This window comes from Nonomuraea coxensis DSM 45129, from assembly GCF_019397265.1.
Lineage (GTDB): Bacteria > Actinomycetota > Actinomycetes > Streptosporangiales > Streptosporangiaceae > Nonomuraea > Nonomuraea coxensis.
In genome coordinates, this window is record NZ_CP068985.1 from 8,259,160 (window position 1) to 8,285,594 (window position 26,435).

At 71.0% G+C, this 26,435-nt stretch carries 25 protein-coding genes; 13 read left to right on the forward strand and 12 right to left on the reverse strand.

Annotated features, from left to right (window positions below; all coding sequences use genetic code 11):
- The first annotated feature begins 5 nt into the window (after positions 1-5).
- Positions 6-635, forward strand: a complete 630-nt coding sequence (locus Nocox_RS38720) for a maltokinase N-terminal cap-like domain-containing protein (RefSeq protein ID WP_020543582.1) — start codon at positions 6-8, stop codon at positions 633-635.
- Here Nocox_RS38720 and Nocox_RS38725 read toward each other — a convergent pair.
- From Nocox_RS38725 to Nocox_RS38735, 3 genes are read right to left on the reverse strand one after another with little or no spacing between them, the layout of a single operon-like run.
- A complete protein-coding gene (locus tag Nocox_RS38725; RefSeq protein ID WP_020543583.1) occupies positions 632-2,827 on the reverse strand; it encodes a xanthine dehydrogenase family protein molybdopterin-binding subunit in 2,196 nt (731 codons plus the stop codon). The genes Nocox_RS38720 and Nocox_RS38725 overlap by 4 nt on opposite strands.
- The gene (locus Nocox_RS38730; protein ID WP_020543584.1) at positions 2,824-3,852 is read right to left on the reverse strand and encodes an FAD binding domain-containing protein; all 1,029 of its coding nucleotides are present in this window, start codon (positions 3,850-3,852) and stop codon (positions 2,824-2,826) included. Before Nocox_RS38730 ends, Nocox_RS38725 begins: the two co-directional genes overlap by 4 nt.
- Positions 3,849-4,298 (reverse strand): (2Fe-2S)-binding protein, encoded by a 450-nt coding sequence (locus Nocox_RS38735; RefSeq protein ID WP_020543585.1) that lies wholly within the window; start codon positions 4,296-4,298, stop codon positions 3,849-3,851. Before Nocox_RS38735 ends, Nocox_RS38730 begins: the two co-directional genes overlap by 4 nt.
- A 95-nt stretch (positions 4,299-4,393) precedes the next feature.
- Here Nocox_RS38735 and Nocox_RS38740 point away from each other — a divergent pair, with 95 nt between their 5' ends.
- Both Nocox_RS38740 and Nocox_RS38745 read left to right on the forward strand, forming a co-directional pair.
- Complete coding sequence (locus tag Nocox_RS38740; protein WP_020543586.1) at positions 4,394-5,050, forward strand: TetR/AcrR family transcriptional regulator; 657 nt, start codon at positions 4,394-4,396, stop codon at positions 5,048-5,050.
- Between the two features lie 111 nt (positions 5,051-5,161).
- Positions 5,162-6,772 (forward strand): cellulase family glycosylhydrolase, encoded by a 1,611-nt coding sequence (locus tag Nocox_RS38745; RefSeq protein ID WP_020543587.1) that lies wholly within the window; start codon positions 5,162-5,164, stop codon positions 6,770-6,772.
- A 33-nt stretch (positions 6,773-6,805) separates the two neighbouring features.
- Here the strand turns inward: Nocox_RS38745 and Nocox_RS38750 are convergent, their stop codons facing one another.
- The 5 genes from Nocox_RS38750 to Nocox_RS38770 form a co-directional block, all read right to left on the reverse strand.
- Positions 6,806-8,845 carry a sensor histidine kinase gene (locus Nocox_RS38750; RefSeq protein WP_020543588.1) on the reverse strand — a complete coding sequence of 680 codons (2,040 nt, stop codon included), beginning with the start codon at positions 8,843-8,845 and terminating at the stop codon, positions 6,806-6,808.
- 129 nt (positions 8,846-8,974) lie between these two features.
- Positions 8,975-10,777, reverse strand: coding sequence for a glycoside hydrolase family 127 protein (locus tag Nocox_RS38755; RefSeq protein WP_020543589.1), 1,803 nt, complete (start codon positions 10,775-10,777; stop codon positions 8,975-8,977).
- Positions 10,770-11,534 (reverse strand): carbohydrate ABC transporter permease, encoded by a 765-nt coding sequence (locus Nocox_RS38760; protein WP_020543590.1) that lies wholly within the window; start codon positions 11,532-11,534, stop codon positions 10,770-10,772. Before Nocox_RS38760 ends, Nocox_RS38755 begins: the two co-directional genes overlap by 8 nt.
- Positions 11,531-12,445: a carbohydrate ABC transporter permease gene (locus Nocox_RS38765; RefSeq protein ID WP_020543591.1), complete on the reverse strand. Its 915-nt coding sequence runs from the start codon at positions 12,443-12,445 to the stop codon at positions 11,531-11,533. Before Nocox_RS38765 ends, Nocox_RS38760 begins: the two co-directional genes overlap by 4 nt.
- Positions 12,442-13,716, reverse strand: a complete 1,275-nt coding sequence (locus tag Nocox_RS38770; RefSeq protein ID WP_033409249.1) for an ABC transporter substrate-binding protein — start codon at positions 13,714-13,716, stop codon at positions 12,442-12,444. Before Nocox_RS38770 ends, Nocox_RS38765 begins: the two co-directional genes overlap by 4 nt.
- A 110-nt stretch (positions 13,717-13,826) precedes the next feature.
- On the opposite strand from Nocox_RS38770, the gene Nocox_RS38775 reads away from it, so the two are divergent.
- A complete protein-coding gene (locus tag Nocox_RS38775) occupies positions 13,827-14,840 on the forward strand; it encodes a LacI family DNA-binding transcriptional regulator (protein WP_026214409.1) in 1,014 nt (337 codons plus the stop codon).
- Positions 14,841-14,961: 121 nt separating this feature from the next.
- Complete coding sequence (locus Nocox_RS38780) at positions 14,962-15,270, forward strand: hypothetical protein (protein WP_020543594.1); 309 nt, start codon at positions 14,962-14,964, stop codon at positions 15,268-15,270.
- 121 nt (positions 15,271-15,391) lie between these two features.
- Here the strand turns inward: Nocox_RS38780 and Nocox_RS38785 are convergent, their stop codons facing one another.
- The 3 genes from Nocox_RS38785 to Nocox_RS38795 all read right to left on the reverse strand — a co-directional run bounded on the left by Nocox_RS38785 (position 15,392) and on the right by Nocox_RS38795 (position 19,462).
- On the reverse strand, positions 15,392-16,942 hold the full coding sequence (locus Nocox_RS38785) for a polymorphic toxin type 17 domain-containing protein (protein WP_020543595.1): 1,551 nt from the start codon (positions 16,940-16,942) through the stop codon (positions 15,392-15,394).
- A 695-nt stretch (positions 16,943-17,637) separates the two neighbouring features.
- A complete protein-coding gene (locus Nocox_RS38790) occupies positions 17,638-18,081 on the reverse strand; it encodes an RloB family protein (protein ID WP_020543597.1) in 444 nt (147 codons plus the stop codon).
- Positions 18,082-18,166: 85 nt separating this feature from the next.
- Positions 18,167-19,462, reverse strand: coding sequence for an AAA family ATPase (locus tag Nocox_RS38795; protein WP_020543598.1), 1,296 nt, complete (start codon positions 19,460-19,462; stop codon positions 18,167-18,169).
- 288 nt (positions 19,463-19,750) lie between these two features.
- Here Nocox_RS38795 and Nocox_RS38800 point away from each other — a divergent pair, with 288 nt between their 5' ends.
- The 5 genes from Nocox_RS38800 to Nocox_RS38820 all read left to right on the forward strand — a co-directional run bounded on the left by Nocox_RS38800 (position 19,751) and on the right by Nocox_RS38820 (position 23,045).
- A complete protein-coding gene (locus Nocox_RS38800; RefSeq protein WP_020543599.1) occupies positions 19,751-20,020 on the forward strand; it encodes a sulfurtransferase TusA family protein in 270 nt (89 codons plus the stop codon).
- Between the two features lie 86 nt (positions 20,021-20,106).
- A complete protein-coding gene (locus Nocox_RS38805) occupies positions 20,107-21,117 on the forward strand; it encodes a LacI family DNA-binding transcriptional regulator (RefSeq protein WP_020543600.1) in 1,011 nt (336 codons plus the stop codon).
- A 208-nt stretch (positions 21,118-21,325) separates the two neighbouring features.
- Positions 21,326-21,643 carry a DUF3140 domain-containing protein gene (locus Nocox_RS38810; protein ID WP_020543601.1) on the forward strand — a complete coding sequence of 106 codons (318 nt, stop codon included), beginning with the start codon at positions 21,326-21,328 and terminating at the stop codon, positions 21,641-21,643.
- A 100-nt stretch (positions 21,644-21,743) separates the two neighbouring features.
- A complete protein-coding gene (locus Nocox_RS38815; RefSeq protein WP_020543602.1) occupies positions 21,744-21,959 on the forward strand; it encodes a hypothetical protein in 216 nt (71 codons plus the stop codon).
- A gap of 183 nt (positions 21,960-22,142) precedes the next feature.
- The gene (locus tag Nocox_RS38820; RefSeq protein WP_020543603.1) at positions 22,143-23,045 is read left to right on the forward strand and encodes a fatty acid desaturase family protein; all 903 of its coding nucleotides are present in this window, start codon (positions 22,143-22,145) and stop codon (positions 23,043-23,045) included.
- Here Nocox_RS38820 and Nocox_RS38825 read toward each other — a convergent pair.
- Positions 23,037-23,258 carry a hypothetical protein gene (locus Nocox_RS38825; protein ID WP_157383099.1) on the reverse strand — a complete coding sequence of 74 codons (222 nt, stop codon included), beginning with the start codon at positions 23,256-23,258 and terminating at the stop codon, positions 23,037-23,039. The genes Nocox_RS38820 and Nocox_RS38825 overlap by 9 nt on opposite strands.
- A gap of 31 nt (positions 23,259-23,289) precedes the next feature.
- Here Nocox_RS38825 and Nocox_RS38830 point away from each other — a divergent pair, with 31 nt between their 5' ends.
- From Nocox_RS38830 to Nocox_RS38840, 3 genes are all read left to right on the forward strand, one after another.
- Positions 23,290-24,414, forward strand: a complete 1,125-nt coding sequence (locus Nocox_RS38830; protein WP_246649682.1) for a sensor histidine kinase — start codon at positions 23,290-23,292, stop codon at positions 24,412-24,414.
- On the forward strand, positions 24,411-25,079 hold the full coding sequence (locus Nocox_RS38835; RefSeq protein ID WP_020543606.1) for a response regulator: 669 nt from the start codon (positions 24,411-24,413) through the stop codon (positions 25,077-25,079). The genes Nocox_RS38830 and Nocox_RS38835 overlap by 4 nt, the downstream gene beginning before the upstream one ends.
- Positions 25,080-25,177: 98 nt before the next feature.
- Positions 25,178-26,431 carry a cytochrome ubiquinol oxidase subunit I gene (locus Nocox_RS38840; RefSeq protein ID WP_020543607.1) on the forward strand — a complete coding sequence of 418 codons (1,254 nt, stop codon included), beginning with the start codon at positions 25,178-25,180 and terminating at the stop codon, positions 26,429-26,431.
- Positions 26,432-26,435 lie beyond the last annotated feature (4 nt).

Here is a 26,435-nt window from a genome sequence, read left to right on the forward strand (position 1 = left end):
CGTTCATGGCCGTCATCCACCACACAAGCCTCAAACCCACCAAACTCGAACTGCTCACCGCCTGGCTGCCCACCCGCCCCTGGTACCAGGGTGGCGGTGGTGTGCCGGAACTGGCCAAGGCCGGCGGGTTCCGGCTGGACGACCCGCAGGGCGAGGTCGGGATCGAGTTCATGGCGGTCGCCGACGTCTCGGGCGTGCGCCCGGCCGCCTATCTGGTGCCGCTCACCTACCGAGGCGCGCCGCTGGACGGGGCGGAGCACGCACTGGTCGGCACCATGGAGCACGGGGTGCTGGGGCGGCGATGGGCGTACGACGGCTGCCACGACCCGGTCCTGCTCGCCCAGCTCGCGGCCCTGATCGAGGGACGGGTCCAGGCCCAGGACCAGAACGTCACCGACACCGTCGACCGGGAGGTCAGCCGTGCCTTCAACGGCGACGTCCTTCCTCGCTTCTCGACGGCCGTGGACGACCACGAGGGCACCGAGCTGAAGGCGGCGGAGGGCTTGGTCCTGCGGCTGCAGCGGGTGCTGGGGCCGGCCGACGTCCCCGAGGGGGCGATCGGGCACGTCGCCGGCGCCTGGACCCTGCCGGACGGCGTCCGGGAGCACGGACTGTTCGCCGTCCTGACCCGCTAGCTCGGCAACACCTTGTCGAGGGTGATCGGCAGGTCGAGGACGCGCACACCCGTGGCGTGGCGGACGGCGTTCGCGACCGCCGCCGCCACCCCCGTGATGCCGACCTCCCCGATCCCGACCAGCCCCAGCGGCATCGTCGGGTCCGGCTCGTCCAGGTAGTGGACGTCGATGCGAGGAACGTCGGCGTGCACGGGCACGTGGTAGTCGGCGAGGCTCGGGTTCATGATCCGGCCGGTGCGCGGATCGACCAGCGTCTCCTCCGACAGCGCCATCCCGAGCCCCATGACGATCCCGCCCCGGAGCTGGCTGGCCGCCGTCTTGGCGTTGACGATCCGGCCCACGTCGAACACGCCGAGCCAGCGCGAGACCCGGATCTCGCCGGTGTCCCGGTCCACCCGCACCTCGCAGAAGTGCACCCCGCAGGCCGCCTTCACGAGCCGCCGCCGCTCCAGCAGCGTCCGCACCATGAACACGGGCATGTTGGCCTTCACCTCGACGGTGACGTGGTCGCGGCCGGCGCGGGCCAGGATCTCCGCGTACGTTCCAGGAGCGCCCCGGCCCAGCCGCCGCACGGTCCGCTTCAGCTTGTCGCACGCGGCCACGACCCCGGCCGCGATGCTGGCCGTCTGAGTCGAGCCGGCCGCGCCGGGCGCGCCGGGGAGCGTGGAGTCGCCGTACTCGACGCGCACCGACTCCAGGGGCACCCCCAGCTCGTCGGCGGCGATCTGGGCCTGGACGGTCGCCGCCCCCATCCCCATCTCCTGCAGCCCGCAGCGCACCACGACCCGGCCGTCCGCGCCGAGGCGTACGCTCACGTTCGCGGGCAGCACGAACGCCGGATGGTAGGCCGTCGCGACGCCCATGCCGACCAGCCAGCGCCCGTCCCGCATGGCTCCGGCGCGCGGGTCGCGGTCGCGCCAGCCGAAGCGTTCGGCCCCGAGCGCGTACGCCTCCCGCAGCAGCCGCCGGGAGAACCGCTTGCCGTCCACCGGGTTGCGTTCGGGCTCGTTGCGCAGCCGCAGCTCGACGGGGTCGAGGCCGAGCTCCCAGGCCAGCTCGTCCATGGCGGACTCGACGGCGAAGGTGCCGATGGCCTCGCCGGGGGCGCGCATGGGGGTGTTCGCGAGCAGGTCGAGCTGGACGAGGTGCTGGCGCAGGCGGATGTTGGGGGCGGCGTAGAGGTGGCGGGTGGCGGCGGTGACGGGCTCGGGCATGCCGCCGATCCGCCCGGTCCTGGAGACGCTGGTGTGGACGATCGCGGTCAGCCGCCCGTCGGTGTCCGCGCCGAGCGCGACCCGCTGCGTGCTGGGGGTGCGCCCGCCGACCGTGTGGTAGACGGCGGCGCGGCTGAGCGCGAGGCGTACGGGACGATCGACCGCGCGCGCGGCCAGCACGGCGAGCAGCGTCCCCGCCCACACCATGGCCTTGCCGCCGAACCCGCCGCCCACGTACGGCGACAGCACCCGGACGCTCCGCTCCGGCACCCCGAACCGCGCCGCCAGGTGCCCGCGCAGCCAGGCGATGTTCTGGGTGCCCTCGTGCACGGTGAGCAGGTCGCCGTCCCAGACGGCGGTCGTGGCGTGCGGCTCCAGGGCGTTGTGGTGGTAGGGCGGCGTGGTGAAGCGCAGGTCCACCGCGACCGGCGCGGCCTTCAGCGCCGCCTCGGCGTCGCCCTTGTCGGCCTCGCTCTCCTGCAGCAGGTTGCCCTTCTGCGGCACGGCGTTCGGCTCCTCGGCGGCGAAGTCGAGCACGGCGGGCAGTTCCTGGTAGGCCGGCCGGACGAGGGCGGCGGCGTGCCGGGCGGTCTCCGGGGTCTCGGCGACGACGACGGCGACCGGCTGGCCGTTCCAGTGCACCTCGTCCGTCGCCAGGTAGTTGACGGACGTGGCCGAGACGATCGTGCTGAGGTCGAGCGGGCTGAACTTCGGCGGCGGCTTCATGGCCGGGGCGTTCTCGTGGGTGAGGACGTCGATCACGCCGGGCACGGCTCTGGCCGCCGCCGTGTCGATGGCGGTGATCCGGCCGCGGGCGACGGCGGCGTGGACGAGGGCGGCGTGGGCCAGGTCGGGGTAGTGGTGCTCGGCGGCGAAGCGGGCCTCGCCGGTGACCTTGGCCCGGCCGTCCACCCGGTCGACGGGCTTGCCGACGTAGGTGGCCGTGGTGGTGGCGCGCTCGGTCTCGGTCGTGGTCATGCGGTCCCCTCCTCGTCGGTCAGGTCGCGCGGCGTCCCGGCGATCCCCTCCCCCAGGTCGCGCAGCGTGGCCGCGACGGTGGCGCGGGCGAGCCCGGTCTTGAACGCGTTGCCGGGCCGTACCTCGGCGGGCGCCAGCTCGGCCTCGGCGGCCCGCCGGTACGCCTCCTCGCTGGCCGGCCCGCCGAGCAGCAGCCGCTCGGCCTCCCTGGCCCGCCAGGGCGTGGTGGCCACGCCGCCCAGCGCCAGGCGCACGTCGACGACGGTCCCGTCCCTGACCTCCAGCGCGGCGGCCACGGAGACGAGCGCGAACGCGTACGACGCCCGGTCGCGCACCTTGCGGTAGCGGGAGCGGGCGGCGACCGGGACGGCCGGCAGCTCGACGGCCGTGATCAGCTCGTCGGCGGCCAGGGCGGTCTCGACGTGCGGGGTGTCGCCGGGCGGCAGGTGGAACTCGGCGATCGGGATCCGCCGGACGCCGCGCACGCTGCGGGCCTCCACGACGGCGTCGAGCGCGGCGAGCGCGACGCACATGTCCGACGGGTGGGTGGCGATGCAGCTCCCGCTGCCGCCGAGGACGGCGTGGGAGCGGTTGAAGCCGCCGATCGCGTCGCAGCCGGCTCCCGGCTCGCGTTTGTTGCAGGCCGACTCGCGGTCGTAGAAGTAGGGGCACCGGGTGCGTTGCAGCAGGTTGCCGCCCACGGTGGCCATGTTGCGGAGCTGCGCGGACGCGCCCGCCAGGATGGCCTGGGCGAGCATCGGGTAGCGGGCGGCGACGCGGCGGTCGGCGGCGAGGGCGCTGTTGCGGACGAGGGCGCCGACGCGCAGGCCGCCGCCGGGCAGGTCGTGCACCTCGTCGAGGGGCAGCGCGGTGAGGTCCACGACGGTGGCGGGTCGCTCGATGCCCTCGCGCATGAGGTCCACCAGGTTGGTGCCGCCGCCGAGGAAGCGGGCGCCGGGGTCGGCGGCCACCGCGAGCACGGCCTCGTCCACGTCGGCGGGTTTGAGGTAGGCGAAGGGTCTCATCGGGTCACGTCCTTGATCGCGTCCACGATGCCGTTGTAGGCGCCGCAGCGGCACAGGTTGCCGCTCATGCGCTCCCTGATCTCGGTCTCGTCGAGCGCGGCGGGGGCCGCGCCGGTGGCGGCGTGCTCGGCCAGCATGCCGATGGCCGAGCAGATCTGGCCGGGGGTGCAGTAGCCGCACTGGAGCCCGTCGTGGCGGACGAACGCCTCCTGGAGGGGGTGCGGGGTCACCCCCTCGATCGTGGTGATCTCCTTGCCGTCGTACTGGACGGCGAGGGCCAGGCAGGAGTTGATCCGCGTGCCGTCGGCGAGGACCGTGCACGCGCCGCACGCGCCCTGGTCGCAGCCCTTCTTCACCCCGGTGAGGCCCAGCCGGTCGCGCAGCAGGTCGGCGAGGCTCACCCAGGGCTCGACGTCGAGCTTCTCCTCGGCGCCGTTCACCCGCATCCGTATCTCGGTCACGACGGGGACGCTAACAGAACGGTGTCCACTTAACAAGAGAACGTTGTTCTTTTAAGTGCCGCCAGTATGCTGGCAGCGACATGACGCGATCGGCATTCCTCCGGGCCAGGCGGCCTGAGCACAAGGAGCAGCGGCGGCAGGCGATCCTCGACGCCGCCCGCGAGCTCGCCGCCGCCTCCGGTGTGCGTACGGTCAGTCTGGGGGCGGTCGCGGAGGCGGTGGGACTGGCGAAGTCCAACATCGTGCGTTATTTCGGCACCCGTGAGGAGATCTACCTCCAGCTCGCCGCCGAGGAATGGCTCGCCTGGTCGGCGGCGGTCACCGAGCGCCTCCCGGAGACGGCGGACCCGGACGCCGTCGTGACGACGCTGGCCGAGACGCTCGCCGCCCGCCCCCTCTTCTGCGACCTGCTCGGCAACACCTCCACCAGCCTGGAGCACAACGTCTCCGTCGCGGCCGCGCACGCCTTCAAGCGCACCGTGGTCCGCACCGTGGGCGAGCTGGGGGCCAGGATCGCGCCCGCGGCCGGCCTCACCCCGGCCGAAGGGCTTGAACTCGCCGCGTCCGCCGCGGGCCTGGCCGGCATGCTCTACCCCGCCGCCAACCCCTCCCCCGTCCTGGCCCAGGTCTACGCCCAGGACCCCGAGCTGGCCGCCTCGTGCCCGCCGTTCGTGCCGACGCTCGTGCGCGGGCTGCGCGCCATCGCGGCCGGGCTGCCCACCCTGCGGGAGAGCTGAAAGTTTCAGCGGCGTCCAGCGCATACGCCGCCGCGGCGGCCGATTGCTGTACATGAGGGCGGTTTCCCAGCACGGTGTGCCTAACCGGTTAACACTGGAGAAGGGACCCCCATGAGGAAACCCATCGGGCTCGTGGCGGCGGCGTTCCTGTCGCTCCTCGTCTCGATGCTCGCCGTCCCCGCCCCCGCGCACGCCGCGGTCGGGCTGCGGGTCAGCGGCACCAAGATCGTGGAAGCCAACGGGAACGCGTTCGTGATGCGCGGCGTCAGCCACGCGCACACGTGGTACACGAGCCAGACGAGCGCCTTCGCCGACATCAAGGCGCTCAAGGCCAACACCGTCCGCGTGGTGCTGAGCGGCGGCCGGTGGACGCCGAACTCGGCCTCCGACGTGGCCAACGTCGTCTCGCTGTGCAGGCAGAACCGGTTAATATGCGTGCTCGAAAACCATGACACCACGGGCTACGGCGAGCAGAGCGGCGCGTACACGCTGGACCAGGCCGTCACCTACTGGAACAGCGTGAAGAGCGCGCTCACCGGCACCGAGGACTTCATCATCATCAACATCGGCAACGAGCCGTACGGCAACAACAACGTCTCCGGCTGGACCAGCGCCACCTCCTCGGCCATCACCCGCATGCGCAGCCTCGGCTTCCAGCACCTGCTCGTCGTGGACGCGCCCAACTGGGGCCAGGACTGGCAGTTCACCATGCGGGACAACGCCGCCACCGTGGCCGCCGCCGACCCGCAGCACAACACCGTCTTCGCCATCCACATGTACGGCGTCTTCGACACCGCCGCCGAGATCACCGCCTACCTCGACGCCTTCCAGAGCGCGGGCCTGCCGCTGATCATCGGCGAGTTCGGCTTCAACCACTCCGACGGCGACCCCGACGAGGACACCATCATGGCCCAGGCCCAGCAGCGGGCCCTCGGCTACATCGGCTGGTCGTGGAGCGGCAACGGCGGCGGCGTCGAGTACCTCGACATGGTCACCGACTTCAACCCCGCCCAGCTCACCTCCTGGGGCCAGCGCATCTTCAACGGCGCGAACGGCATCGTCGCCACCTCGCGCGAGGCCACGTTCTTCAGCGGCGGCGGCACCGACACGACCCCGCCGACCACGCCGGGCACCCCGTCGGCCGCGAACGTCACCTCCTCCGGCGCCACCCTGTCCTGGACGGCCTCCACCGACACCGGCGGCTCGGGCGTCGCGGGCTACGACGTCTACCGCGAGCAGGGCGCGAACGACACGCTGCTCGGGGCGTCGGCGACCAACTCGATCACGCTGACCGGGCTGTCGGCCGCCACCCAGTACCAGGTGTACGTACGCGCCCGCGACGTCGCCGGCAACACCTCCGCGAGCTCCGCGACGACCACGTTCACCACCCTGTCCGGCGGCGGACCGGGCGGCGGCTGCACGGCGGCCGGGACGGTGCAGAGCCAGTGGGGCGGCGGCTACGTGGTGCAGCCGGTCACGGTCACCAACACCGGTACCTCCGCCACCTCAAGCTGGACGGTCACCTTCACCCTGCCCGCCGGCCACACCCTCGCCGGGTCGTGGAACGCCACGGTGAGCGTCAGCGGCCAGACGGTCACCGCCAAGAACGCGGGCTACAACGGCAACCTGGCCCCGAACGGCTCGGCCGGCTTCGGCTTCCAGGTGGCCCGTCCGGGTGGCGACACCGCGACGGTCTCCTCCTACACCTGCGCCGCCTCCTGACGCGCGGAGGGCCCGGTCCCCGCCGACCGGGCCCTACGTCAGCGCTTCGGACGGAGCGGTGAGGAGCGGGAACATCACCTCGACCCGGGTGCCCCCGCCCGGCTCGCCGCTCACCACGCAGATGCCGCCCAGCTCGGCCGCCCGCTCCCGCATCGACCCGAGCCCGACGCCGGAGCGTACGGACTCGGGCAGGCCCTTGCCGTCGTCGGAGACGAGCACCCGCAGCCCCGACCGCTCCCGCTGGAGCACCACCCGGGCGGTGGTGGCCGCCGCGTGCTTGCGGACGTTCGTCAGGGCCTCCTGGACGATCCGGTAGACGGCCACCTCGACGGCGGCGGGCAGGCGGCTCAGGTCGCCCTCGACCTCCGCCTCGACCGCGATGCCCGGCGAGGAGCGCTCGGCGAGGTCGCGTACGGCGCGGGCCAGGCCGAGGTCGTCGAGCGCGGGCGGGCGCAGGCCGTAGACCAGCTCGCGGATGTCGCCGGTGACGGCGGCCATGCCGGTGTGCAGCTCGCGCAGCAGCTCGTCAGCGGTCTCCGGGGAGTCGGCGAGGCTGAGCCGCGCCATGTTGAGGGTCATGGCCATGGCCGACAGGGTCTGGCCGAGCCCGTCGTGCAGGTCGCGGCGCAGGCGGCGGCGCTCCTCCTCGCGCGTGGTGAGGATGCGCTCGCGCGAGCGCTGCAGGTCGGCGGCCATGCGCACGGCGTGGGCCACGTCGGCCGCGTACGGGGTGAGCGTGGCCAGCACCCGCTCGTTGTGCGCGGCGGGGAACCTGCGCGGCCCGGGCGGCCCGACGAGCAGCCGTCCCACCCGCTCCCCGTGCCAGATGAGCGGCACCTCGCGCGGGGCCTCCCCCACCCGGCCGCTCTCGACGTAGCGGGGCTCGCCGTCGGCCACCTCGACGGCCACGCCCTCGACCGCGAGCCCGTCGCGCAGCACCCCGACCACGGCGGTGAGCGCGTTGGCCGGGTCGCCGCGGCGTACGGCCTGGGTGAGGCGTTCGGCGAGCAGGGCCGGGTCGCCGACGGACCCGTACAGCAGCCGGTCCACGGCCCGCTGGAGCAGGCGGCGCAGCGGCTGGAAGAACGCCCCGGCGAACAGCGCGGCGGCCACCCCGGCGACCTGGCCGTAGCCGGAGACGACCAGGCTGGACAGCGCGCCCGCGCCGAAGTAGACGGCGCTGACCACGGCCACCACGCCGGCCGCCACGAAGGCGCGGCTGATGACCGTGTCGATGCCGTAGAGCCGGTAGCGCATCACCGAGAACGCCACCGCGAACGGGATCGCCGCCGCCCACACGATCGCCGCCCACAGCAGCTTCTCGGTGAAGGCGGCGACGACCAGGAAGACGATGTAGCCGGTGAAGGCCAGCAGCGGCCAGCCGATCTGCCGCCGCAGCACCGGGCCGGCCCCCCGCATCCGCACCGCAAGCGAGAGCGCGGCCAGCGCCATGGCGACGTAGATGCCGGTCCAGCCGATCACCGACAGCGTGTCGAGGTGGGGGGTGAGCGCCGGCACGGCCAGCGGGTTGGGGATGACCTCGGGGAACGGGTAGCCCGCCGCCGGCGGCGGCTCCCTGAAGGTGCCGCGCACGAACGTGAGCGTGATCGCCGCCCAGCCGAGCAGCAGCGCCGGCCGCCAGCGCGGCGACGGCAGCCGCCCGTCGGGCGAGTACAGCGGCAGCAGCATAGTGAGCGTCAGCCCGCACACCGCCCACCCGAGGCTCGACGGTAACCGCATCCAGCCGGCGAGGGCCAGGTCGCCCGCGGCGGCGGCGCGGAACATCAGCGCGTCCGACAGGTCGCTGACCGCCGCCGCGAGCCCGCCGACGCACATGAGCCAGGCCATGTTGAGCCGCGGCCGGTGCACGATGAGGAACGCGCCCACGGCGGGGAAGGTCAGGGCGACCGCCGACTGCGGGGAGACGGTCTGCTCCGGCGTCCACTCGGCCGGCAGCCCGGCCCACACCAGCCAGGACGCGACGCCGAGAACCGGCGAGACGGCGGCCATGAACACGGCGACCAGCCGCGCGGGCGTGGCCCTCCCGATGTCGTCGGCGAGTCGGCCGCTCATGTGCCCTCCGTCCTCCGGATCCGGCAGCAGTGGTCCGGCAGCAGGGATCCGGCAGAACGCATTATGCCCTGGCCCCATGAACCCATAGGGCCAGGACAATATAGGGCCTCTTGGACGCTGATCGTCCCCTCAGCCGACCGGCAGCCAGACGCGCATGGTCGCGGGCCCCCGGTTGCCCCACCGGTGGTACGGCACCAGCCGCAGACCGGCGTCCGCACCCGAGGGACGCCCGTCCGGCGCGCCGCCGTACGGCCAGCCCGACGGCTCGCCGCCGCCGCCGAGCGACGCGGCGACCTCCAGCTCGACCACCCCGTCCACGTGGTGCTCCACGGGCGGGGCGACCCGGGCGGCGAGGTCGCCGAGCGGCGGCTCGTCGCCCACCGACTCCGCGCAGTAGACCAGCGGCCCGCGCTCCACGGCGGCGCTGCCCCGCAGCGCGTCCACGCGCCGGTCCGGGTACGTCCAGCGCGGCGCCATCGGCAGCTCCAGCCGCAGCTCGTCGCCGGTCCGCCAGGGGCCGTCGGCGACCGCGTACCCGGGGGCGACCTCGCGGACCTCGCCGCGGTGCGTGAGCCGCGCGCCGGCCGCCCACGCGGGGACGCGCAGCGCGATCCGGCCCCTGCCGCCGGTCAGCGCCCGGACCGTCACCGCGCCGTCCCACGGGTAGCCGGTCTCCACCTTGACCGCGAGCTCGCCGTGCCGGATCTCGGCCGGGGTCGGATGGTGGATCTGGATGCCGTCCGCCGTGGCGGTGGCGACGTACGCGGGCAGCGAGGCCAGCGTGCGGGCGATGTTGTTCGGGCAGCAGGACACGTCGAACCAGGGCGAGCGCAGCCCGCCCTCGGGGGCGTGGTTCACCCCGTCGAGCGGCACGGCGGGCACCCGCACCTGCAGCGGGTTGGCGTAGAAGAACGAGCGGCCGTCGAGCGCGACGCCGGTCGCCAGCATGTTGTAGAGCGTCCGCTCGGCCAGGTCGGCGTAGCGCACGTCGCCGGTCGCCAGCAGCAGCCGGTGCGACAGCATGACGGAGGCGATGCTCGCGCAGGTCTCGTTGTAGGCCCGGTCGGGCGGCAGCTCGTAGTCCTCGCCGAACGACTCGCCGGTGTGGCGCGAGCCCATGCCGCCGGTCAGGTGCGTACGCCGGGCGACCGTGCGCTCCCACTGCGCCTCGACCGCCTTCAGCAGCTCCTCGTCGCCGGTCTCGACGGCCACGTCCACCACGCCGGAGGCCAGGTAGAGCGCCCGTACGACGTGCCCGCGGAACACCTGCGCCTGCCGGACCGGCACGTCGTCCTGGTAGTAGGCGCGGCCGAAGGGGATGTCGGCGAGCGCGGGCAGGCCGCGGCGCTCGACGAAGCGGCGGGCCATCTCCAGGTAGCGCTCGGTCCCCGTCGCCCGGTACAGCTCGACCAGCGCCATCTCGATCACCGGGTGCCCGCAGGTCTGCGTGCCCTCCATGAAACGGCGGCACACGTGGTCGGCGGCCCGCACCGCGACCCGGGTCAGCGGGTCCTCGCCGTGCGTGCGCAGCCGGGCGACCCCGGCCTGGATGAGGTGGCCGTAGCAGTACAGCTCGTGGCCCCATTCCAGGTCGGTGTAGCGGCTGCCGGACCAGCGGGTGTTGAGGTAGCCGTCGCCCTCCTGCGCGCCCGCCACGACCTCGGCCAGCGCGGGCAGCCCAGGATGGTCCGCCCAGGCCATGGCCTCCAGCAGCTTGTAGATCTCCGAGTCGCTGAACTCGCGGCCCCGCCTCGGGCGCTCGCCCCGGAAGTTGCCGATCCAGCCTTCGCGTTCTTCCCATTCCTGGCAGTGGGCGATCGTGACCTCACGGTTGAGCGCCACCCGGTCGCCCCAGAAACCGGGCGAGAGGCGTACGGCGTCGAGGCCGAGGGGGGACAGGACACCCGAGGAGGGCAGGACGGGATTAGCCACGCAGAGCTCCTGACATGAATCCGCGCACGTAGTGGCGCTGCAGCACGATGAACAGGACGAGACAGGGGACGGCCATGACCATGACGCCGGCCTGGAGCATGCCGTAGTCGACGGCGCCGAACGCGCGCTGCGTCATGCTGACCACGGCCACCGGCAGCGTGAACGACGCGCCGTCGTTGAGCAGGATGAGCGGCGCGAAGAAGTCGTTCCACGAGGCGAGGAAGGCGAACAGCCCCACCGTGACCAGCGCCGGCCGCACCGCCTTCAGCAGGATCCTGGAGAAGGCGCGGAACGTGCCGCAGCCGTCCACCAGCGCCGCCTCCTCCAGTTCGCGCGGCAGCGCCTCGAACGCGTTGCGCATCATGAACAGCGCGAACGGGAGCTGGAACATCACGAACACCAGCGACAGCCCCACGAGGGAGTTCTGCAGGCCGAGGTAGCCGAGCAGCACGTAGAGCGGGATGAGGATGGTCGCGTACGGCACCATGAGGATCGCCAGCGTGGCCAGGAACAGCACGTTCTTGCCGGGGAAGTCGAAGCGGGCGAAGCCGTAGCCGCCGAGCGCCGAGACGACCAACGTGCCGGCGACGGTCATGGCGGAGACGAGCACGCTGTTGGCCGCGTACGTGCCGACGCCCTCGCCGAAGGCGGCCATCTCCACATAGTTGGACGGGTCCTCCAGCGAGGCGTAACCGCTCCACACCAGCGGGAACAGGAACAGCACCGCCAGCGCCGACAGCGTGAGGTACCGGCTCATCGCAGCCTCCGCATCATGAAGGTGTTGAGGCCGACGAGGGCCACGAGCAGCACGACCGACAGCGCCGCCGCGCCGCCGAGGTCGAAACGGAAGAAGGCGTCCCGGTAGACGACCATGACCATCGACACCGTGCTGTTGTCCGGGCCGCCGTTGGTGAAGACGAAGAACTGGTCGAAGGCGAGCAGTGAGCCGGTCACGCTGAGGATGAGCATCAGGGCCAGCGTCGGGCGCAGCAGCGGCAGGGTGATCCGGGTGAAGACCTGCCGGCGGTTGGCGCCGTCGCTGCGGGCGGCCTCGTACACCTCGGTGGGGATGGCCTGCAGGCCGGTGAGCAGGATGAGCATGTTGAACCCGGCGAAGCGCCAGATCACCAGCGTGATCGTGGAGAACAGCGCCATGTTGGGCGAGCCGATCCACTTGACCGGCTCGCTGGTGAGGCCGACGGCCTGGAGCATCGGGTCGATGGGGCCGAAGTCGTTGTTCAGCATGCCGTAGAACAGCAGGCCGGCCGCGGCGAAGCCGACCGCGCCCGGCAGGAAGAACGCGGTCCGGAAGAACCCGATGCCGGGCCTGCGGTCCTGCACCAGCAGGGCGAGGCCGAGCGCCACCGCCGACAGCAGGACGGTGGTGAGGACGGTGTACTTCAGCGTGAAGACCACGGCGTCGGCGAAGAGCGGATTGTCGGCGATCTTGGTGTAGTTGTCCGGCGCGTTGAACGCCGGGTCGCCGAGCAGGGGCCAGCGGTTGAGCGACATCCAGACCACCAGCACCAGGGGCGCGAGGAAGAGCACGCCCACGATGACGGCCGTCGGGGCCGCGTACAGCCAGCCCTGGATCCTCCTGCTCCGCCACCGGGCGGAGGGCGCGCCGCGGGCCGCCCGCCGCCCGGAACGGGTCATCGTCAGCGTCATTGCTGGAGCGACTTCGTGATCTCGGCGTTGAGCTGCGGGAGCTTGGAGGCGTCGCCGAAGACGGCCTCGCGGGCGTAGCGCAGCCACGGGCCCTGCGGGTCGTTGAAGGTCTGGCCGAAGCGCAGGGCGTACGGGGTCTGGCCCTTGGCCACCAGCGAGTTGATCAGCACCACGCGCGGGTCCTCGGCCGAGTACGTGTTCTCCGCCAGGTCGGTGCGGGCGAGCACGTCCTTGTTCTTGGCCATGACCTCGACCTGGGCCTCGTCGCCGACCGTCCAGGACAGGAACTCCCAGGCGGCGTCGGCGTTCTTGGTGGTGGAGCTGATGCCGATCGAGTCGCCGCCGACGAACGTCGACTCGCCGCCGTCGGGGCCGGAGATCGGGGCGACGCCGATCTTCATCTCCTTCGGCATCAGGCCGAGCGTGGTCGAGGGCATCGGCATGACGCCGATCTCGCCCTTCGGGAAGAAGCCCGTCCAGGTCGGGCCCTGCTCCTCCTTGGCGGTCGGGCCGGTGACCTTCTTCTCGTACAGCTCGCGCCAGATCTTGAAGACCTCGGTCATGGCGGGCTGGTCGTTGAGGGACTGGGTGCCCTCGGCGTTCATGACCTGGCCGCCGGCGGCCCAGACGGACGGCCAGAAGGTGAAGACGTAGCAGCCGCCGCAGTTGCCGCCGAAGAACGTGCCGTGGACCTTGCCGTCCCCGCCCAGCTTCTCCTGGACGGCGGTGGCCTGCTGGGCGAACTCCCTCAGCGACTTCGGGCCCTGCTCGGGGTCGAGGCCGGCCTTCTCGTACAGGTCCTTGTTCCAGAACCAGACCGACAGGTCGAGGGTGTGCGGCAGCGTGTACATGCGGTTGTCGAGCGTGCCGAGCCTGATGTGCGAGGGCGCGAGCTTGTCCTTGAACGGCAGGGCCGCCACCCTGTCGGTGATGTCCAGGAACAGGCCCTGGGAGGTGTAGTTCGGGACGAAGATGACGTCGGCCGCGAACACGTCGGGGAGCTGCTTCGCGCCGGCCGCGGCGGCGATGCGCGGCTGGTAGTTGTCCGTCGGGATGACGGTGAGCTTGACCTGGTTCTTGTGGGTCTTGTTGTACTGCTGGACCAGCCGCTCGCTCTGCGTCTGCGTGGCGGCGCGGGTCCACATGGTGATCGTGACGGGGCCCGCGCCGGCCTGGGAGCCCCCGCCGTCGCCGTTCCCGCTGTTTCCGCAGGCCGCCATTGTGAGCGCTAACACACCGAGAAGGGAGATCCCGGCCAGGCTTCGTCTCATGATGTGCTCCTGGACTTAAAGGTTTTCGGAAACGTAGAAGAAACACGGACCTCTGTCAATGGGTGCTAGGGTGCTAAGCAGTTCACAGCGATCGAAAAGGGTTTCGAAGCATGGCGACTAAGCGGGCGACCATCAACGATGTGGCCTCGCTGGCGGGGGTGTCGATCGCCACGGCGTCCAAGGCGCTGAACGGGCGGCAGGACGTACGGGCCGCCACGCGCGAGCGGGTGCTCGCCGCCGCGGCCCAGCTCTCCTTCCAGCCGAACGCCCTCGCCAGAGGGCTGCTGTCCGGCCAGACGCGCACGGTCGGGCTGCTGACCTCCGACAGCGTCGGCCGGTTCGGCATCCCGGTGCTGCTCGGCGCCGAGGACGCCTTCGGCGCCGGCGAGATGGCCGTGCTGCTCTGCGACGCCCGCGGCGACGCCATCAGGGAGCAGCACCACCTGCGGGCCCTCCTCTCCCGCCGGGTGGACGGGCTCATCGTGGTCGGCGAGAGCACCGACCCGCGGCCGTCGGTGAGCAAGGACCTGCCGGTCCCGGTCGTCTACGCCTACGGGCCGTCGGAGGACCCGGAGGACGTCTCGTTCGTGCCCGACGACGTCGGCGCCGCCACCATGGCCGTCAACCACCTGCTCGCCCTCGGCCGCCGCCGCGTCGCGCACGTCACCGGCCCCACCCACTACAAGGCCGCCCGCGACCGCGAGGAGGGCGCCCGCCTCGCCCTGGAGGCGGCGGGCATCCCCCAGGCCGGCCAGACCCTCTCCGGCCCGTGGTCGCAACGCTGGGGCCGGCACGCCGCCGAGATGCTGCTGATGTCCGAGCCCGAGATCGACGCCGTCTTCTGCGGCAGCGACCAGATCGCCGCCGGCTTCGTCGAGGCGGCCCGCGAACGCGGCCGGCGGGTGCCCGACGACATCGCGGTCGTCGGCTACGACAACTGGGAGGTCCTCTCCACCGAGACCCGCCCGGCCCTGACCACCGTGGACATGAACCTGGAGTCACTGGGCCGGACGGCGGCCCAGCACCTGTTCGCCGCGATCGACGGCAAGGCGACGCCCGGCGTCCACAAGATGCCCTGCCAACTCGTCATCCGCGACTCCACCTCCCCACCCGGCGTCTCCTGACCCCTGAGCGGGCTCGGCCTGAGTGACCTACCCAGCGCCTGCCCTCCGCGGGCGTCAGCGGATCCTCAACACACAGCGGCATACCTTCCCCTCATCGATGAACGGATGAGGGAGGAAGGCCATGAACATCCCAGCCAAGCTCGGTACAGCCGTGGTCGCCGGCGCCATCACCGTAGGCGGCCTGACCGCCGCCCCCGCTGAGGGCAGCACGGCCGCCGCCGCTTCCTGGTGCGTCAGCACCCACCACTGGACCGGCAAGGTGACCCACAACCTGTGGGTCACCAACAACTGCGGCTACGCCGTCACTTACCAGATCAAGCGGCGCGGCCCGGACTCCGACTGCCTGACCGTGTCCGCGCACTCAAGCAGAACCTCGTGGTGGCAGCGCTTCGGCCGCCAGTACCAGGGCATCCGCTGGTGGTGCGCCTGACCGCGGCATCAGGGCGGGCCCAGTCCTCGAAACAGCCGGGGCTGTCCGCGCCGGAGCACCGGCGCGGACAGCGGATGATCGGGACGCGCCGGAAGCGCGACGGCGTCGCTCGACGTGCCGCTCACTCACACACGACATGGGAGATCTCGCCGTCCGGCGTGACGTTCAGGTGCGTGATGTTCTTCTTGCGTTCCTGCTCGCACAGCCATCTGTAGCGACGCCTGTTCTCCTTGGTGAGCTGGACGTCCCACTCCCATGTCGCGCCTTTGGACAGGGCCCGCCGGCTGCGGGCCGGGCCCTTCACCCAGACGTTGTCGAACTTGTCGCGGAACCCTCGGCCGTTGGGGCCCTTGGGCAGGCCCTCGGAACGTACGCGGCTGAGCGGGTAGTCGGGACGCGGGATGTAGCGGACCTTCCCCGAGACCGGGAGGTTCTCGTCCTTGAGCTTGCCCTTGTAACCGCAGCGTTCGGCCGGCCTGGGGTCGTGCAGGGTGAAGGCGGCGGGCGCCGTGACCGGCCCGTCGAAAAGGCTGGAGGCCAGGTCACAGGCCGCCGGGCTCTCGTCGCGCTCCTTGTCCAGCCCGTCGGCCATGCGCCGCAGGTCGGCTGCGACCACTGCCCGGGCCAGCCCGCGGGCGACCGCCCGCACGGTGTGGTTGCGGTCCGTCCTGGCCGAGTAGGTCACTCCGCAGGAGACGGTGGCCTGCCCGTTCGCTCGCATGGACACCGATCTGGTGCAGGAGCCGACCGGCCGGCCGTCCAGCGCGAAGCTGATCGTGATGTCCGCGGTGATCCGCGCCCTGGACGCGCCCTGGGGCACAGTGAGGGAGTTGCTGATGGTGACGTGCGCGGTGCAGCCGAAATTGTTGCACGGCGACAACCGCGCGGCGGAGCGGGCATTGAAGCGTACCTGCGAGTTGACCGCCTTCTTCAGCCCGCGCACGTCCTTCTTGAGCCCGTCGAGGAAGTCCTCCAGTTGATCGCCGTCGAGCGGCACCAGGTCCAGGACTCCTCCGCCCAGCTCGATCCTGAGCAGCCGGGGCGGCTCGGACGTGGACATGTAGACGTTCCCTGAGGGGCTGACGATTCTGCGCGCGGGCACGCCACCGACCGTGGTCGGCACCCCGACGACCCGCGCCCGGGCCATGTCCTTCGCGAACGCCTGGGGCGTGCCGATCGGGTGCAGCGGGAACCTGTTCTTCGGCACCTGGACCCAGCTCTTGGCGAACTTCTCGACGGACTCCGGCGAGGCGCCGCTGGAACGCCAGAGCTTCGCCTTCGCCTTGATGAACGTCTTGCCGTCGACCACCAGGAACTGCACCTTGTCGTCGCCGACGGTCATCGTGCCGCGGCTGGACCCCCCATGGCTGACCGTGATGTCCACGGATGTGCCGTCGCCCATCTTGCCCTTGTACCTGACGCCCGGCAGGCCGGCGGTCCTCGCCACGGCGTCGGCGAGCTGCGCCTCAGCCACGGCGTCGGCCTCGTTCCCACCGGCCTCACCGGTGGGGGCGGGCCTCGGTAAGAACGGCAGCGCGGTCAAGACGCGCAGCGCGACGACGGTGCCGCCCGCGAACAGCAGCAGAGCGGCCACCGTCACCACGCCGATGATCAGGAGCGTGCGCCTGCGTCGTGACGGGCGCGGCGGGCCAGGCTGATAGTACGGCTGCACATGCGCTCCCCGTAATGCCGAACCGTTTCGAACGGACAGTAACACCGGGAAGACGGCATCCCGAAACGTCGCACCGAGCAGTATGAGCGCTTAAGGCGACAGAAGAATTGTCAATAGTATTTCTTACTACGATGTCCGGATACTCTTCGCTCATCTCACGGACCGGCTTCGCCGCATGCCCAGCGCCTGGCCTGGTCGGGCGCGCTGCGCGGGCCGGCCGTCTTCGATCCCGGCCGATAAGGCGTACTGGTGTTCTTCCTGGTCAGTCACCTGCCGGCGTCGCTGAAGCGCCGGGGCAGCGCGCGGGCCTCGGATCTCGCGGTTCTTCCAGCTGGTAGTCGCAGTTCTCCGTATGCGTCGCCGGCCTGCTGCGGGCAGCGGCCGGCTGGAGCACCTCCATGCTGTGGCCTCTACTGAATGTGGCGCGCCTCCACATCGGCGGTGGAGATGATCCGATCAGGTGCGGTGCGGCGGGCGATACGTCACCGCCCGCCGGTGCCGTCGGCGGGTTCGGCGTCCTGGCCGGCGATGAGGGCCAGCGGGCCGATCATGTGCCTGGCGGCCTCGTCCCGTGTAGCCGCCGACGCCGGAAGCAACACCCCCGATGCTCGGCCAGGAACGCGAACACGCGTCCTTCGTCCATGCCTGTCGGCAACAGGGTGATCCTTTGAGTAACGCCGCGCCGAGCAGCCGCCTCAGGACGAGGACGGCTCCTCGGCTGAGGCCCGCAGAACCTCCATGACCTCCCAGACCGCGGTCGACGGATTGCTCTCCGGAGGCTCGCCCAGGGCCTTGGCCCGGCGTATCGCGTCTTCTATGCCTTCCCAGAAATCTTCCATACGCAGAGTCGACTTGTCCCAGCGAGGGAGGATCTTGCTCAGCTCGGCTTCGACCTCTTTGGCATGGTGAGCACTCTTCCGAAAGTCCTTCTTGTGCAGGATCAGCCAGACTTCGAAGCACGGTTGCGACAGAGCCATCCCGATCCCACAGGCGTTGGACTTCTCGGCCATCGCGGACTCGACCAGTGCGATCGGAGCACAATTCTTGACGCTCACATGGAACGGATTACCCCATGCATGCTTCCTGAGGGCGTCGAAGTACTGCTTCTCGGTTTTGACGCCGTTGGTGAGTATCAGCACGGTCAGGGCACTGTTCCGGTAAGCTTTCCGCCTTCTCAGGGTAGTTTCGCGCCCTTGTCCCAGCTGCACGCCCTGGCGGGGAGACTTAGGTGTCTCCTTCTGTCTCACCCATGTCCCCCCGGGATGTGAGCGCCTTCACGAACAGCTCGTCGGAGATGACCGGAATGGCCCCGTAGCTACCGTTGAGATACCTTCGCTGCCTGTTCTCCTGCTTGCGCGGATGGAAGTCGGTCAGAGGGAACAGAGTCGAGGCGCCGTCGCCACCCTTCTCGGTGAACCAGATCTGATCGCGTTGAAGCACCTCACCGCCCTGGATGGAACCGAGCAGAGTGGCGTCGTGCGTCGTGAGTATCAGTTGCGCGGCGCTTTTGTTGACCGCCGGATTCTGGAACAGTCTGATGAGGCTCGCGGTCAGCACGGGGTGGAGGCTCGAGTCGATCTCGTCCACCAGCAGCAAGGAGCCGCTGCGCAGGGATTGTTCGGCCTTCAGCGCCAGGTCGAGAAGCTGGTGGGTCCCGGTCGACTGCTCACCCCATTCGAGCAGGACGTTTCCACGCGCTCCGGCGTGACTGAACAGGATGCGTCTCGCCTCTCTTTCTGGCCGGAAGACCCGCGCGATCTCGGCGTCGCTGAAGAGATCCAGGTCGAGCTGCTCCGGCGACGGATCAGTGAGCGCGCTGAGCGTGATGTCCTGAAGACCCAGGTCGGCCGCTTTCACCAAGCCGACGATGATGTCCCGGCGCGTCGGGTCATCCAGTCGATCGATGTAGTTCATGAGACTTCGGCTCGTCACCAGGCGCTGCTGCTGGAAACTTGTCCTGACGTCACGCAAGAACCAGTTATAGATCGGCAGAATGAGCTCCTGCCGGGCACGTGCCGCGAAGGTCAGGAACAGCACGTTGGGTGCTGTCAGTTTCGGCAGCTGAACGAGTGGGGTCTTCTCCGACTCCTCGCCCCAACGATAATCCTGACCGGTACGCTCGAAAACGACACGTCGTCTTCTCAGCGGATAGCTGTAAAGCCATTCTTCAAGAACTTCGTCATCGTCGACAGTGAATCCGTACGTGTAGCGCACTCCGCTCAGCGATATGTCGATCACATATCGTGAGGGCTCCAGGGCGATTTCGGGATCAAGGCGATAGGGCGACCTGTCCACTCCCGTGTCCGGCTCCGAGTCACGATCGGACGAAGTAACCATACGTCGCATGTAGGTGAAAGCGGTGATCGCGTTGGACTTACCCGATGCGTTGGCCCCGAAGATCGCCATTACCGGGAGAAACGGGAATTTCTTGACACTCTCTTCCTCGTAAACCGGGAGAAGATTGAGTTGTTGCTCATCTCTGAATGATCTGTGGTTGGCGAAGCGAAAGCTCAGCAGCATAGGTGATCACCTCCCGGATTCTGAGGTCATACCCCGTTCCGTGCAAGTAACTAGCGCGTAAGAGCCTCTGACCCAGGCTCTGGCGCCATCAAATCACATCGCGCTCCTGACATCGACTGATGGGGGCGTCGGCCTGGTCATGTCCCGCACCCACGCCGGCCTCAGTGAGCGCAGCCGGTCCTCGACATCGCCCGCTCGCGGTGCCGGCGGGTCAGAGCTCCCCGCGATGGAGGCGGACGGACTCTGCGGTGGGCGTGCACCGGTCTCGGGGGATGGTTTGCTGGAGGTATGGCTGATCTCGTTGTCGACGGCAGTGGCAAGCTGTGCGTGCAGCTTCTCATCGAGCTGCGTGGTCACGTGCGCCGCGCGGGCCCCGGGGCCGTGATCCATGTGATCGCCACCGATCCGGCCGCGCCCGTCGACCTGCCGGCCTGGTGTCATCTGACCGGGCACGTCTACCTCGGGCCGGTCGAGGGGGCCGAGCGGCCCACGTTCGCGCTGCGGGTGGCGGCGGAGGCGCAGGAGACGCAGGACGCGCGGCCCTGGCATATGGCTTGACCGGTTAACGGGGGTCTGCGCCGGGTGGCCTACAGTAGAGGCGGTTACCCGGTTCAGAGCGGGAGCCAGGTCAAGAGAGGGAGTCCGTGAAGCGACCGACGATCGCCGACATCGCCAGCAGGGCGGGCGTCTCCAAAGTGGCGGTGTCCTACGCGCTCAACGGGCAGCCCGGCGTGTCGGAGGCGACACGGGCCAGGATCGTCGCCATCGCCGAGGAGATCGGCTGGCGGCCCAACAGCGCCGCGCGGGCGCTCAACGGGGCCCGCGCCGACTGCGTGGGGCTCGCGCTCTGCCGTCCCGCCCGCGTCCTCGGCGTCGAGCCGTTCTTCATGGAGCTGATCAGCGGCATCGAGGGCGTGCTGGCCGACCGGTCGTACGCGCTGCTGCTCCAGGTCGTCACCAGCCACCAGCAGGAGAGCGAGGTCTACCGGCGCTGGTGGGGCGAGAGCCGCATCGACGGCGTCTTCCTCGTCGACCTGCACACCTCCGACACCCGGGTCGGCGAGCTGGAGCGGCTCGGCATGCCGGCCGTGGTCATCGGGCATCCGTCGGAGTCGGGCTCGCTGTCGGCGATCTGGTCCGACGACGGGCAGGCCGTGCGCGAGACCGTCGGCTACCTCGTGGCGCTCGGCCACCGGCGCATCGCCCGGGTGGCGGGGCTGCCCGAGCTGGTCCACACGGCGCTGCGCGACCGGGCCTTCGCCGAGGCGTGCGAGGGGGTCGCCGAGCCGGTCACGGTCCACACCGACTACACCGGCGAGGAGGGCGCCCGCGCCACCCGCCGCCTGCTCAGCTCGCCCGAGCGGCCGACGGCGATCATCTACGACAACGACATCATGGCCGTGGCCGGGCTCTCGGTGGCGCAGGAGATGCGGGTCGAGGTGCCGCGCGACCTGTCCGTGGTGGCCTGGGACGACTCGCCGCTGTCGCGGGTCGTCCGGCCGCCGCTGACGGCGCTGACCCGCGACATCGCGGCCTACGGGGCGCACGCGGCGCAGCGGCTGCTCGCGCTGATCGCCGGGGAGAGCGTCCCTCCGTACGAGGACCAGGCGGCCGCGCTGACGCCGCGTGGGAGCACCGGCCCGGCCCCTGTGTAGCGTTCCGGTGCGTCCCGGCACGTGTCGCGGGCCGGTCCTGCGGCTGGCAGACCGCGCGGCCGGGGTCCGCGACACGTGCCGCCCCCTCCTTCGCGGCAGTCCGACCACACAGAGCGCGCGGGCCCGCGGTCGAATACCTCCGTACCGGAATGAATCCGGACGATTTTCCGAGGCGCGTAACGCCAGGTCTGCGGGGTAGGCGGCCGACATGACTGAAGGCGTTGACACCGATCTGCTCTGGGAAGAGTTCCACCGCGCGGTCAACATGAACTCGGAGGAGCTGCGCTCCTACCTGCTGACGGCCGCCTCGGACGAGGAGGGCTTCCCGCCCGACCCCGACCTCGGCATCGACGAGCTCGGGCGGGGCGTGCTGCACGTCCTGGGCAAGCGCAAGGGCGATCTCACCAGGGCCGACCTCGACGTGATGCGGCAGGTCGTCGAGCTGGTCGAGACCATGGGCGACCGGACCGACGACGAGTCACGGCGCACGCAGATGACCGTAGGCCACGACCCGCTGCGAGGCTGACCACCCGTCGGGGGCGCGCACTGCAAGAATGGGCGAGCCGGGAATCTACCGAAGGGTCCGCGTCCATCCGCGACCGTCTTCGTCCATCCGAGGAGATCCGTTGAGAGACAACCTCGACCTCGCCGCGAGCGCCCAGGAACTGGCCGACGCCGCCCCGACGGGATCGATCGACCGCGCCGCAGCCTCGTCCGTGGCCATCACGCTCGCCACCACCCGCGACATCACGCAGGCCAGGGAGACCCTGGACGGGCTCTCCCCGGAGGAGGTACGCGAAGCCGCGCTCCAGCTCTTCGACCGGCTCTCCGCCGGCTCCTAGGCTCTGCCCGGCTTCCCTCCTGGTGTCCGATACGTCAGGGTGGCAGCAACCAACCCATGTGAAGGGAGACCTGTGGCCAGTCCTGGCACGCTGGACACTCGGGGAAGCGACTTCGCCCGACTAGCCCGTCGCATAGCGGACGCCGGTCTGCTGGACCGGCGTCCCGTCTACTACGCGGTCCGGATGAGCGTCCTGGTCGCCGTCTACGTCGCCTCCTGGACGCTGTTCGTCCTGGTGGGAGACTCGTGGCTGCAACTGCTGGTGGCGGCGCTGCTGGCGGTGGTCTTCAGCCAGTTCGGCTTCCTCGCGCACGATCTCGGCCACCGGCAGGTCTTCCGGACCCGCCCGCCCAGCGACCTCGCCGGCCTGCTGTTCGGCAACCTCGCGGTCGGGCTCGGCTGGGGCTGGTGGAACAGCAAGCACAACCGCCACCACGCCAACCCCAACCACGAGGACCTCGACCCGGACGTCTCGCCCGCGGTCATCGTGTTCTCGGCGGACCAGGTCGAGAGGAGCCGCGGCCTGCCCAGGTTCATCGCCCGCCGCCAGGCGTTCTGGTTCCTGCCGCTGCTCACGCTCGAAGCCTGGCACCTGCACGTGGCCAGCGTGAAGGCGCTGCTCAAGCCGGGGGCGCGGCGGCGCTGGCAGGAGCTCGGCCTGCTCGCGGCGCACTTCGCGGCCTACTTCGGCGCGGTCTTCGCGATGCTGCCGCCGGGCAAGGCGCTGGCGTTCCTGGCCGTGCACCAGGGGCTGTTCGGGCTCTACCTGGGGTGCACGTTCGCGCCGAACCACAAGGGCATGCCCGTGCTCACCAAGGAGGACAAGCTCGACTTCCTGCGCAAGCAGGTGCTCACCTCGCGCAACGTGCGGGGCGGTCCGGTCCGCGACGTCCTGCTCGGCCAGCTCAACTACCAGATCGAGCACCACCTGTTCCCGAACATGCCCGCGCCGAACCTGCGCCACGCCCAGCCCATCGTGGAGAGCTACTGCGCGGAGATCGGCGTCAGTTATCTGCAGACCGGCCTGTTCGCCTCCTACCGGCAGGCGCTGGGCCATCTGCACGAGGTCGGCGCCTCGCTACGCTGACCCCTCCTCCTCCAGACGGGCGACCAGGGTGTCGCGGCGGCGCTCCAGCTCCGCGATCAGCTCGACCTGCTCGTCCGCCTGGCTGATGACCGCGGCCTTCTCGATCTGGTCGGTCGCGCCCATGTCCCGGATCTGCGCGCGGATGTCCTGGTTCTCGGCGCGCAGCCGGGCCAGGTCCTCGTCGAGCCGGCGCAACTCATCCTTAGTGCTCATCCACGGACGGTACCCGTACAGAATGGGAGGCATGCGAAAGCCCTCCACCAGCACGATGGCGTCGCTCGCGGCGGTCGGCGTCGTGGCGGCGGGCACCGTGATCACGGCGCTGCTCTCCCCGCCGCGGCCGCCCAACCCGCTGGACGTGCTGCTGCCGCTCGTGGCGAGCGCGGCGACGCTGGCCAGGCGCAGGTTCCCGGTGGCGGCGCTGATCGTGGTCGCGCTCTGCGTGGCCGTCTACTACCCGTGGGGGCGGCTCGACGGGCCCCTGCTGGTGCTGGCGTTCGTGGCGCTCTACACGGCGGCCGACCTCGGGCACCTCACCGCGGCCATCGCCACCGGGGGCACGCTGCTGCTGGCCATGGGGCTCGGCGAGGCCGGCGGCACCCGGCACGTGGACGACTCCATGTTCGTCGCGATCGGCGGCTGGGTGGTGGCGGCGGTGGCGTTCGGCGGGGTGACGAGGACGCGGCGGGCATACCTGCTGGAGGCGGAGCGGCGGGCGGCCGACGCCGAGCACAGCAAGGAGGAGGAGGCCAGGCGGCGCGCGAGCGAGGAGCGGCTGCGCATCGCCAGGGAGCTGCACGACGTGCTCGGGCACAACATCTCCATGATCAACGTGCAGGCCGCGGCGGCGCTGCACGGGCTCAAGAAGCGGCCCGAGGAGGCCGAGCGGGCGCTGCGCACGATCAAGGACACCAGCAAGGAGACGCTGCGGGAGCTGCGGACCACGCTGGGGGTGCTGCGGCAGGTGGACGAGGGCGTGCCGACCGCGCCGGCCGACAGCCTGGCCAGGATGGACGCGCTGGTCGCCGCCTCGGGCCTGACGGTGCGCACGGAGCTGGCCGGGCCGCTCGACGCGCTGCCCACCGAGGTCGACCTCGCCGCCGCCCGCATCATCAGGGAGGCGCTCACGAACGTCTCCCGCCACTCCGGCGCGGCCGAGGCCCGGCTCTCGGCCGTCTGCCGGGACGGGGAGCTCGTCGTCCGCGTGGAGGACGACGGCCCCGGTGTCACGTACGACGGAGGCAGCGGCTTCGGCCTCCGGGGCATGCGCGAGCGCGCCACCGCGCTCGGCGGCACCCTGGAGGCCGGCCCACGCCCCGAGGGCGGCTTCCGCGTGGAAGCCCGCCTGCCGATCGAGGGAGTCCGATGATCCGCGTGCTGCTCGCCGACGACCAGACCCTGGTACGGGCGGGGTTCCGGTCCATTCTCAGCGACGAGGACGACATCGAGGTCGTCGCCGAGGCCCCCAACGGCGAGGTCGCGGTGGCCGGCGCCCGCGAGCACCGGCCCGACGTCGTGCTCATGGACATCCGCATGCCGGAGCTGGACGGCCTGGAGGCCACCCGCAGGATCGCCGGCGACCCCCGGCTCGACGGCGTCAAGGTGATCATCCTGACCACGTTCGACCTGGACGACTACGTCTACGGGGCGCTGCGGGCGGGCGCGAGCGGCTTCCTCGTCAAGGACACCGAGCCGGCCGAGCTCATCCACGCGGTCCGGGTGGTGGCGAGGGGCGACGCGCTGATCTCGCCGTCGGTGACCCGGCGGCTGATCGCCGAGTTCGCCGGCCGGGTGAAGCGGCCCGACCCCGGCCCCCGGCTCAACGCGCTGACCGAGCGCGAGCGGGAGGTGTTGACACTGGTCGCGGCCGGGCTGTCGAACGACGAGATCGCCGCCCGGCTGGTGCTGAGCCCTGCGACGGCGAAGACGCACGTCAGCCGCATCATGACCAAGCTGGCGGCGCGCGACCGGGCGCAGCTCGTGGTGCTCGCCTACGAAGCCGGGATGATCACGCCGGGCTGGCTTACCACCTGAGAGGTACGCCAAGGGACCCGCCTGCATCCCGTGTCGTACACGGAGATCCAGCCCCGGCGTGACGCGGCGGCCGGTGCCGTGACCGGAGGCTTGCCGGCATGGAAACGGTGGATCTCGCTCGCCTGCAGTTCGCGCTCACCGCGGGCGCGCACTTTCTCTTCGTCGCGCTCACCCTGGGTCTCGCGACCCTGGTGGCCGTGCTCCAGACCCGGGCGACGGTGACCGGCAGCCCGATCCATCTGCGGATGACCCGGTTCTGGGGCCAGCTCTACCTCATCAACTACGCGATGGGCATCGTCACGGGCCTGGTCATGGAGTTCCAGCTCGGGCTGGCGTGGAGCGGGCTCGCCGAGTACGCGGGCGACGTGTTCGGCTCGGCGCTGGCCCTTGAGACGCTGGTGGCGTTCTTCGTCGAGTCGACGTTCCTCGGGTTGTGGATCTTCGGCTGGGACCGGCTGAACCGGTGGGCGCACCTGGCGCTGATCTGGGTGGTGACGCTGACCGCGTACGCCTCGGCGTTCTGGATCATGGTGGCGAACGGCTTCCTGCAGCGCCCGGTCGGCCACGTGCTGGAAGGCGGGGCGCTGCGGCTGGCCGACTTCGGGGCGATGGTCGGCAACCCGGCCGCGCAGCTCGCGTTCTGGCACGTCCTCGGCGGGGCGCTGGTCACCGGCGGGTTCTTCATGGCCGGGGTGAGCGCCTACCACCTGCGGCGGCGGACCGCCGAGCAGGACCTCTTCCGCAAGTCGCTGCGGCTCGGGCTCGGGCTGGCGCTGCCGGCGGCGCTGTTCACGGTGGCGTTCGGCGGGATGCAGTTCGCCTACCTGCAGCCGTCGAAGAACGCGGTGTGGGCGGACCGGCCGGAGTTGATGGCCGAGACGCAGGCGGCGATGGCCGCCCTGCACGGGCCCGGCGACTACCTTCCGCCGGTGGGCGCGGTGCGGGTGGCGGGCGTGCTGATGATGGCGCTCTGGCTGGTCATGACCCTGGTGGCGGGGCTGAGCGTGCTGCTCATGGCGTTCCGGCCGGCCGTGCGGTCCTTCCGGCTCTGGCACTGGCTGCTGACGCTGATGATCCCGGTGCCGTTCGTCACGATGCTGGCCGGATGGGTGTTCCGGGAGATGGGACGCCAGCCGTGGGCGGTGTACGGCCTGCTCACCACGGCCGAGGCCATGTCGCCGCTGACGGCGGGGCAGGTGCGGCTGTCGCTGACCGCGTTCACGGCGGTGTTCGCGGCGCTCGTCGCGGTCAACTACTGGCTGCTGGCCCGGCACGCGCGGCGCGGTCCCGGCGCGGTCGCGCTCGGCGCCCGGCCGGCCGAGCCCGCTCCCGCCCCCGTCCCCGCGTTCTAGAGGA

What these genes read in the sequence shown, in the direction of transcription:
- Nocox_RS38720 (WP_020543582.1), top strand. Translation starts at nt 6, where the DNA reads ATGGCCGTCATCCACCACACAAGCCTCAAACCCACCAAACTCGAACTG.
- Nocox_RS38725 (WP_020543583.1), bottom strand. Translation starts at nt 2,827, where the DNA reads ATGACCACGACCGAGACCGAGCGCGCCACCACCACGGCCACCTACGTC.
- Nocox_RS38730 (WP_020543584.1), bottom strand. Translation starts at nt 3,852, where the DNA reads ATGAGACCCTTCGCCTACCTCAAACCCGCCGACGTGGACGAGGCCGTG.
- Nocox_RS38735 (WP_020543585.1), bottom strand. Translation starts at nt 4,298, where the DNA reads ATGCGGGTGAACGGCGCCGAGGAGAAGCTCGACGTCGAGCCCTGGGTG.
- Nocox_RS38740 (WP_020543586.1), top strand. Translation starts at nt 4,394, where the DNA reads ATGACGCGATCGGCATTCCTCCGGGCCAGGCGGCCTGAGCACAAGGAG.
- Nocox_RS38745 (WP_020543587.1), top strand. Translation starts at nt 5,162, where the DNA reads ATGAGGAAACCCATCGGGCTCGTGGCGGCGGCGTTCCTGTCGCTCCTC.
- Nocox_RS38750 (WP_020543588.1), bottom strand. Translation starts at nt 8,845, where the DNA reads ATGAGCGGCCGACTCGCCGACGACATCGGGAGGGCCACGCCCGCGCGG.
- Nocox_RS38760 (WP_020543590.1), bottom strand. Translation starts at nt 11,534, where the DNA reads ATGAGCCGGTACCTCACGCTGTCGGCGCTGGCGGTGCTGTTCCTGTTC.
- Nocox_RS38765 (WP_020543591.1), bottom strand. Translation starts at nt 12,445, where the DNA reads ATGACGCTGACGATGACCCGTTCCGGGCGGCGGGCGGCCCGCGGCGCG.
- Nocox_RS38770 (WP_033409249.1), bottom strand. Translation starts at nt 13,716, where the DNA reads ATGAGACGAAGCCTGGCCGGGATCTCCCTTCTCGGTGTGTTAGCGCTC.
- Nocox_RS38775 (WP_026214409.1), top strand. Translation starts at nt 13,827, where the DNA reads ATGGCGACTAAGCGGGCGACCATCAACGATGTGGCCTCGCTGGCGGGG.
- Nocox_RS38780 (WP_020543594.1), top strand. Translation starts at nt 14,962, where the DNA reads ATGAACATCCCAGCCAAGCTCGGTACAGCCGTGGTCGCCGGCGCCATC.
- Nocox_RS38795 (WP_020543598.1), bottom strand. Translation starts at nt 19,462, where the DNA reads ATGCTGCTGAGCTTTCGCTTCGCCAACCACAGATCATTCAGAGATGAG.
- Nocox_RS38800 (WP_020543599.1), top strand. Translation starts at nt 19,751, where the DNA reads ATGGCTGATCTCGTTGTCGACGGCAGTGGCAAGCTGTGCGTGCAGCTT.
- Nocox_RS38810 (WP_020543601.1), top strand. Translation starts at nt 21,326, where the DNA reads ATGACTGAAGGCGTTGACACCGATCTGCTCTGGGAAGAGTTCCACCGC.
- Nocox_RS38820 (WP_020543603.1), top strand. Translation starts at nt 22,143, where the DNA reads ATGAGCGTCCTGGTCGCCGTCTACGTCGCCTCCTGGACGCTGTTCGTC.
- Nocox_RS38825 (WP_157383099.1), bottom strand. Translation starts at nt 23,258, where the DNA reads ATGAGCACTAAGGATGAGTTGCGCCGGCTCGACGAGGACCTGGCCCGG.
- Nocox_RS38830 (WP_246649682.1), top strand. Translation starts at nt 23,290, where the DNA reads ATGCGAAAGCCCTCCACCAGCACGATGGCGTCGCTCGCGGCGGTCGGC.
- Nocox_RS38835 (WP_020543606.1), top strand. Translation starts at nt 24,411, where the DNA reads ATGATCCGCGTGCTGCTCGCCGACGACCAGACCCTGGTACGGGCGGGG.
- Nocox_RS38840 (WP_020543607.1), top strand. Translation starts at nt 25,178, where the DNA reads ATGGAAACGGTGGATCTCGCTCGCCTGCAGTTCGCGCTCACCGCGGGC.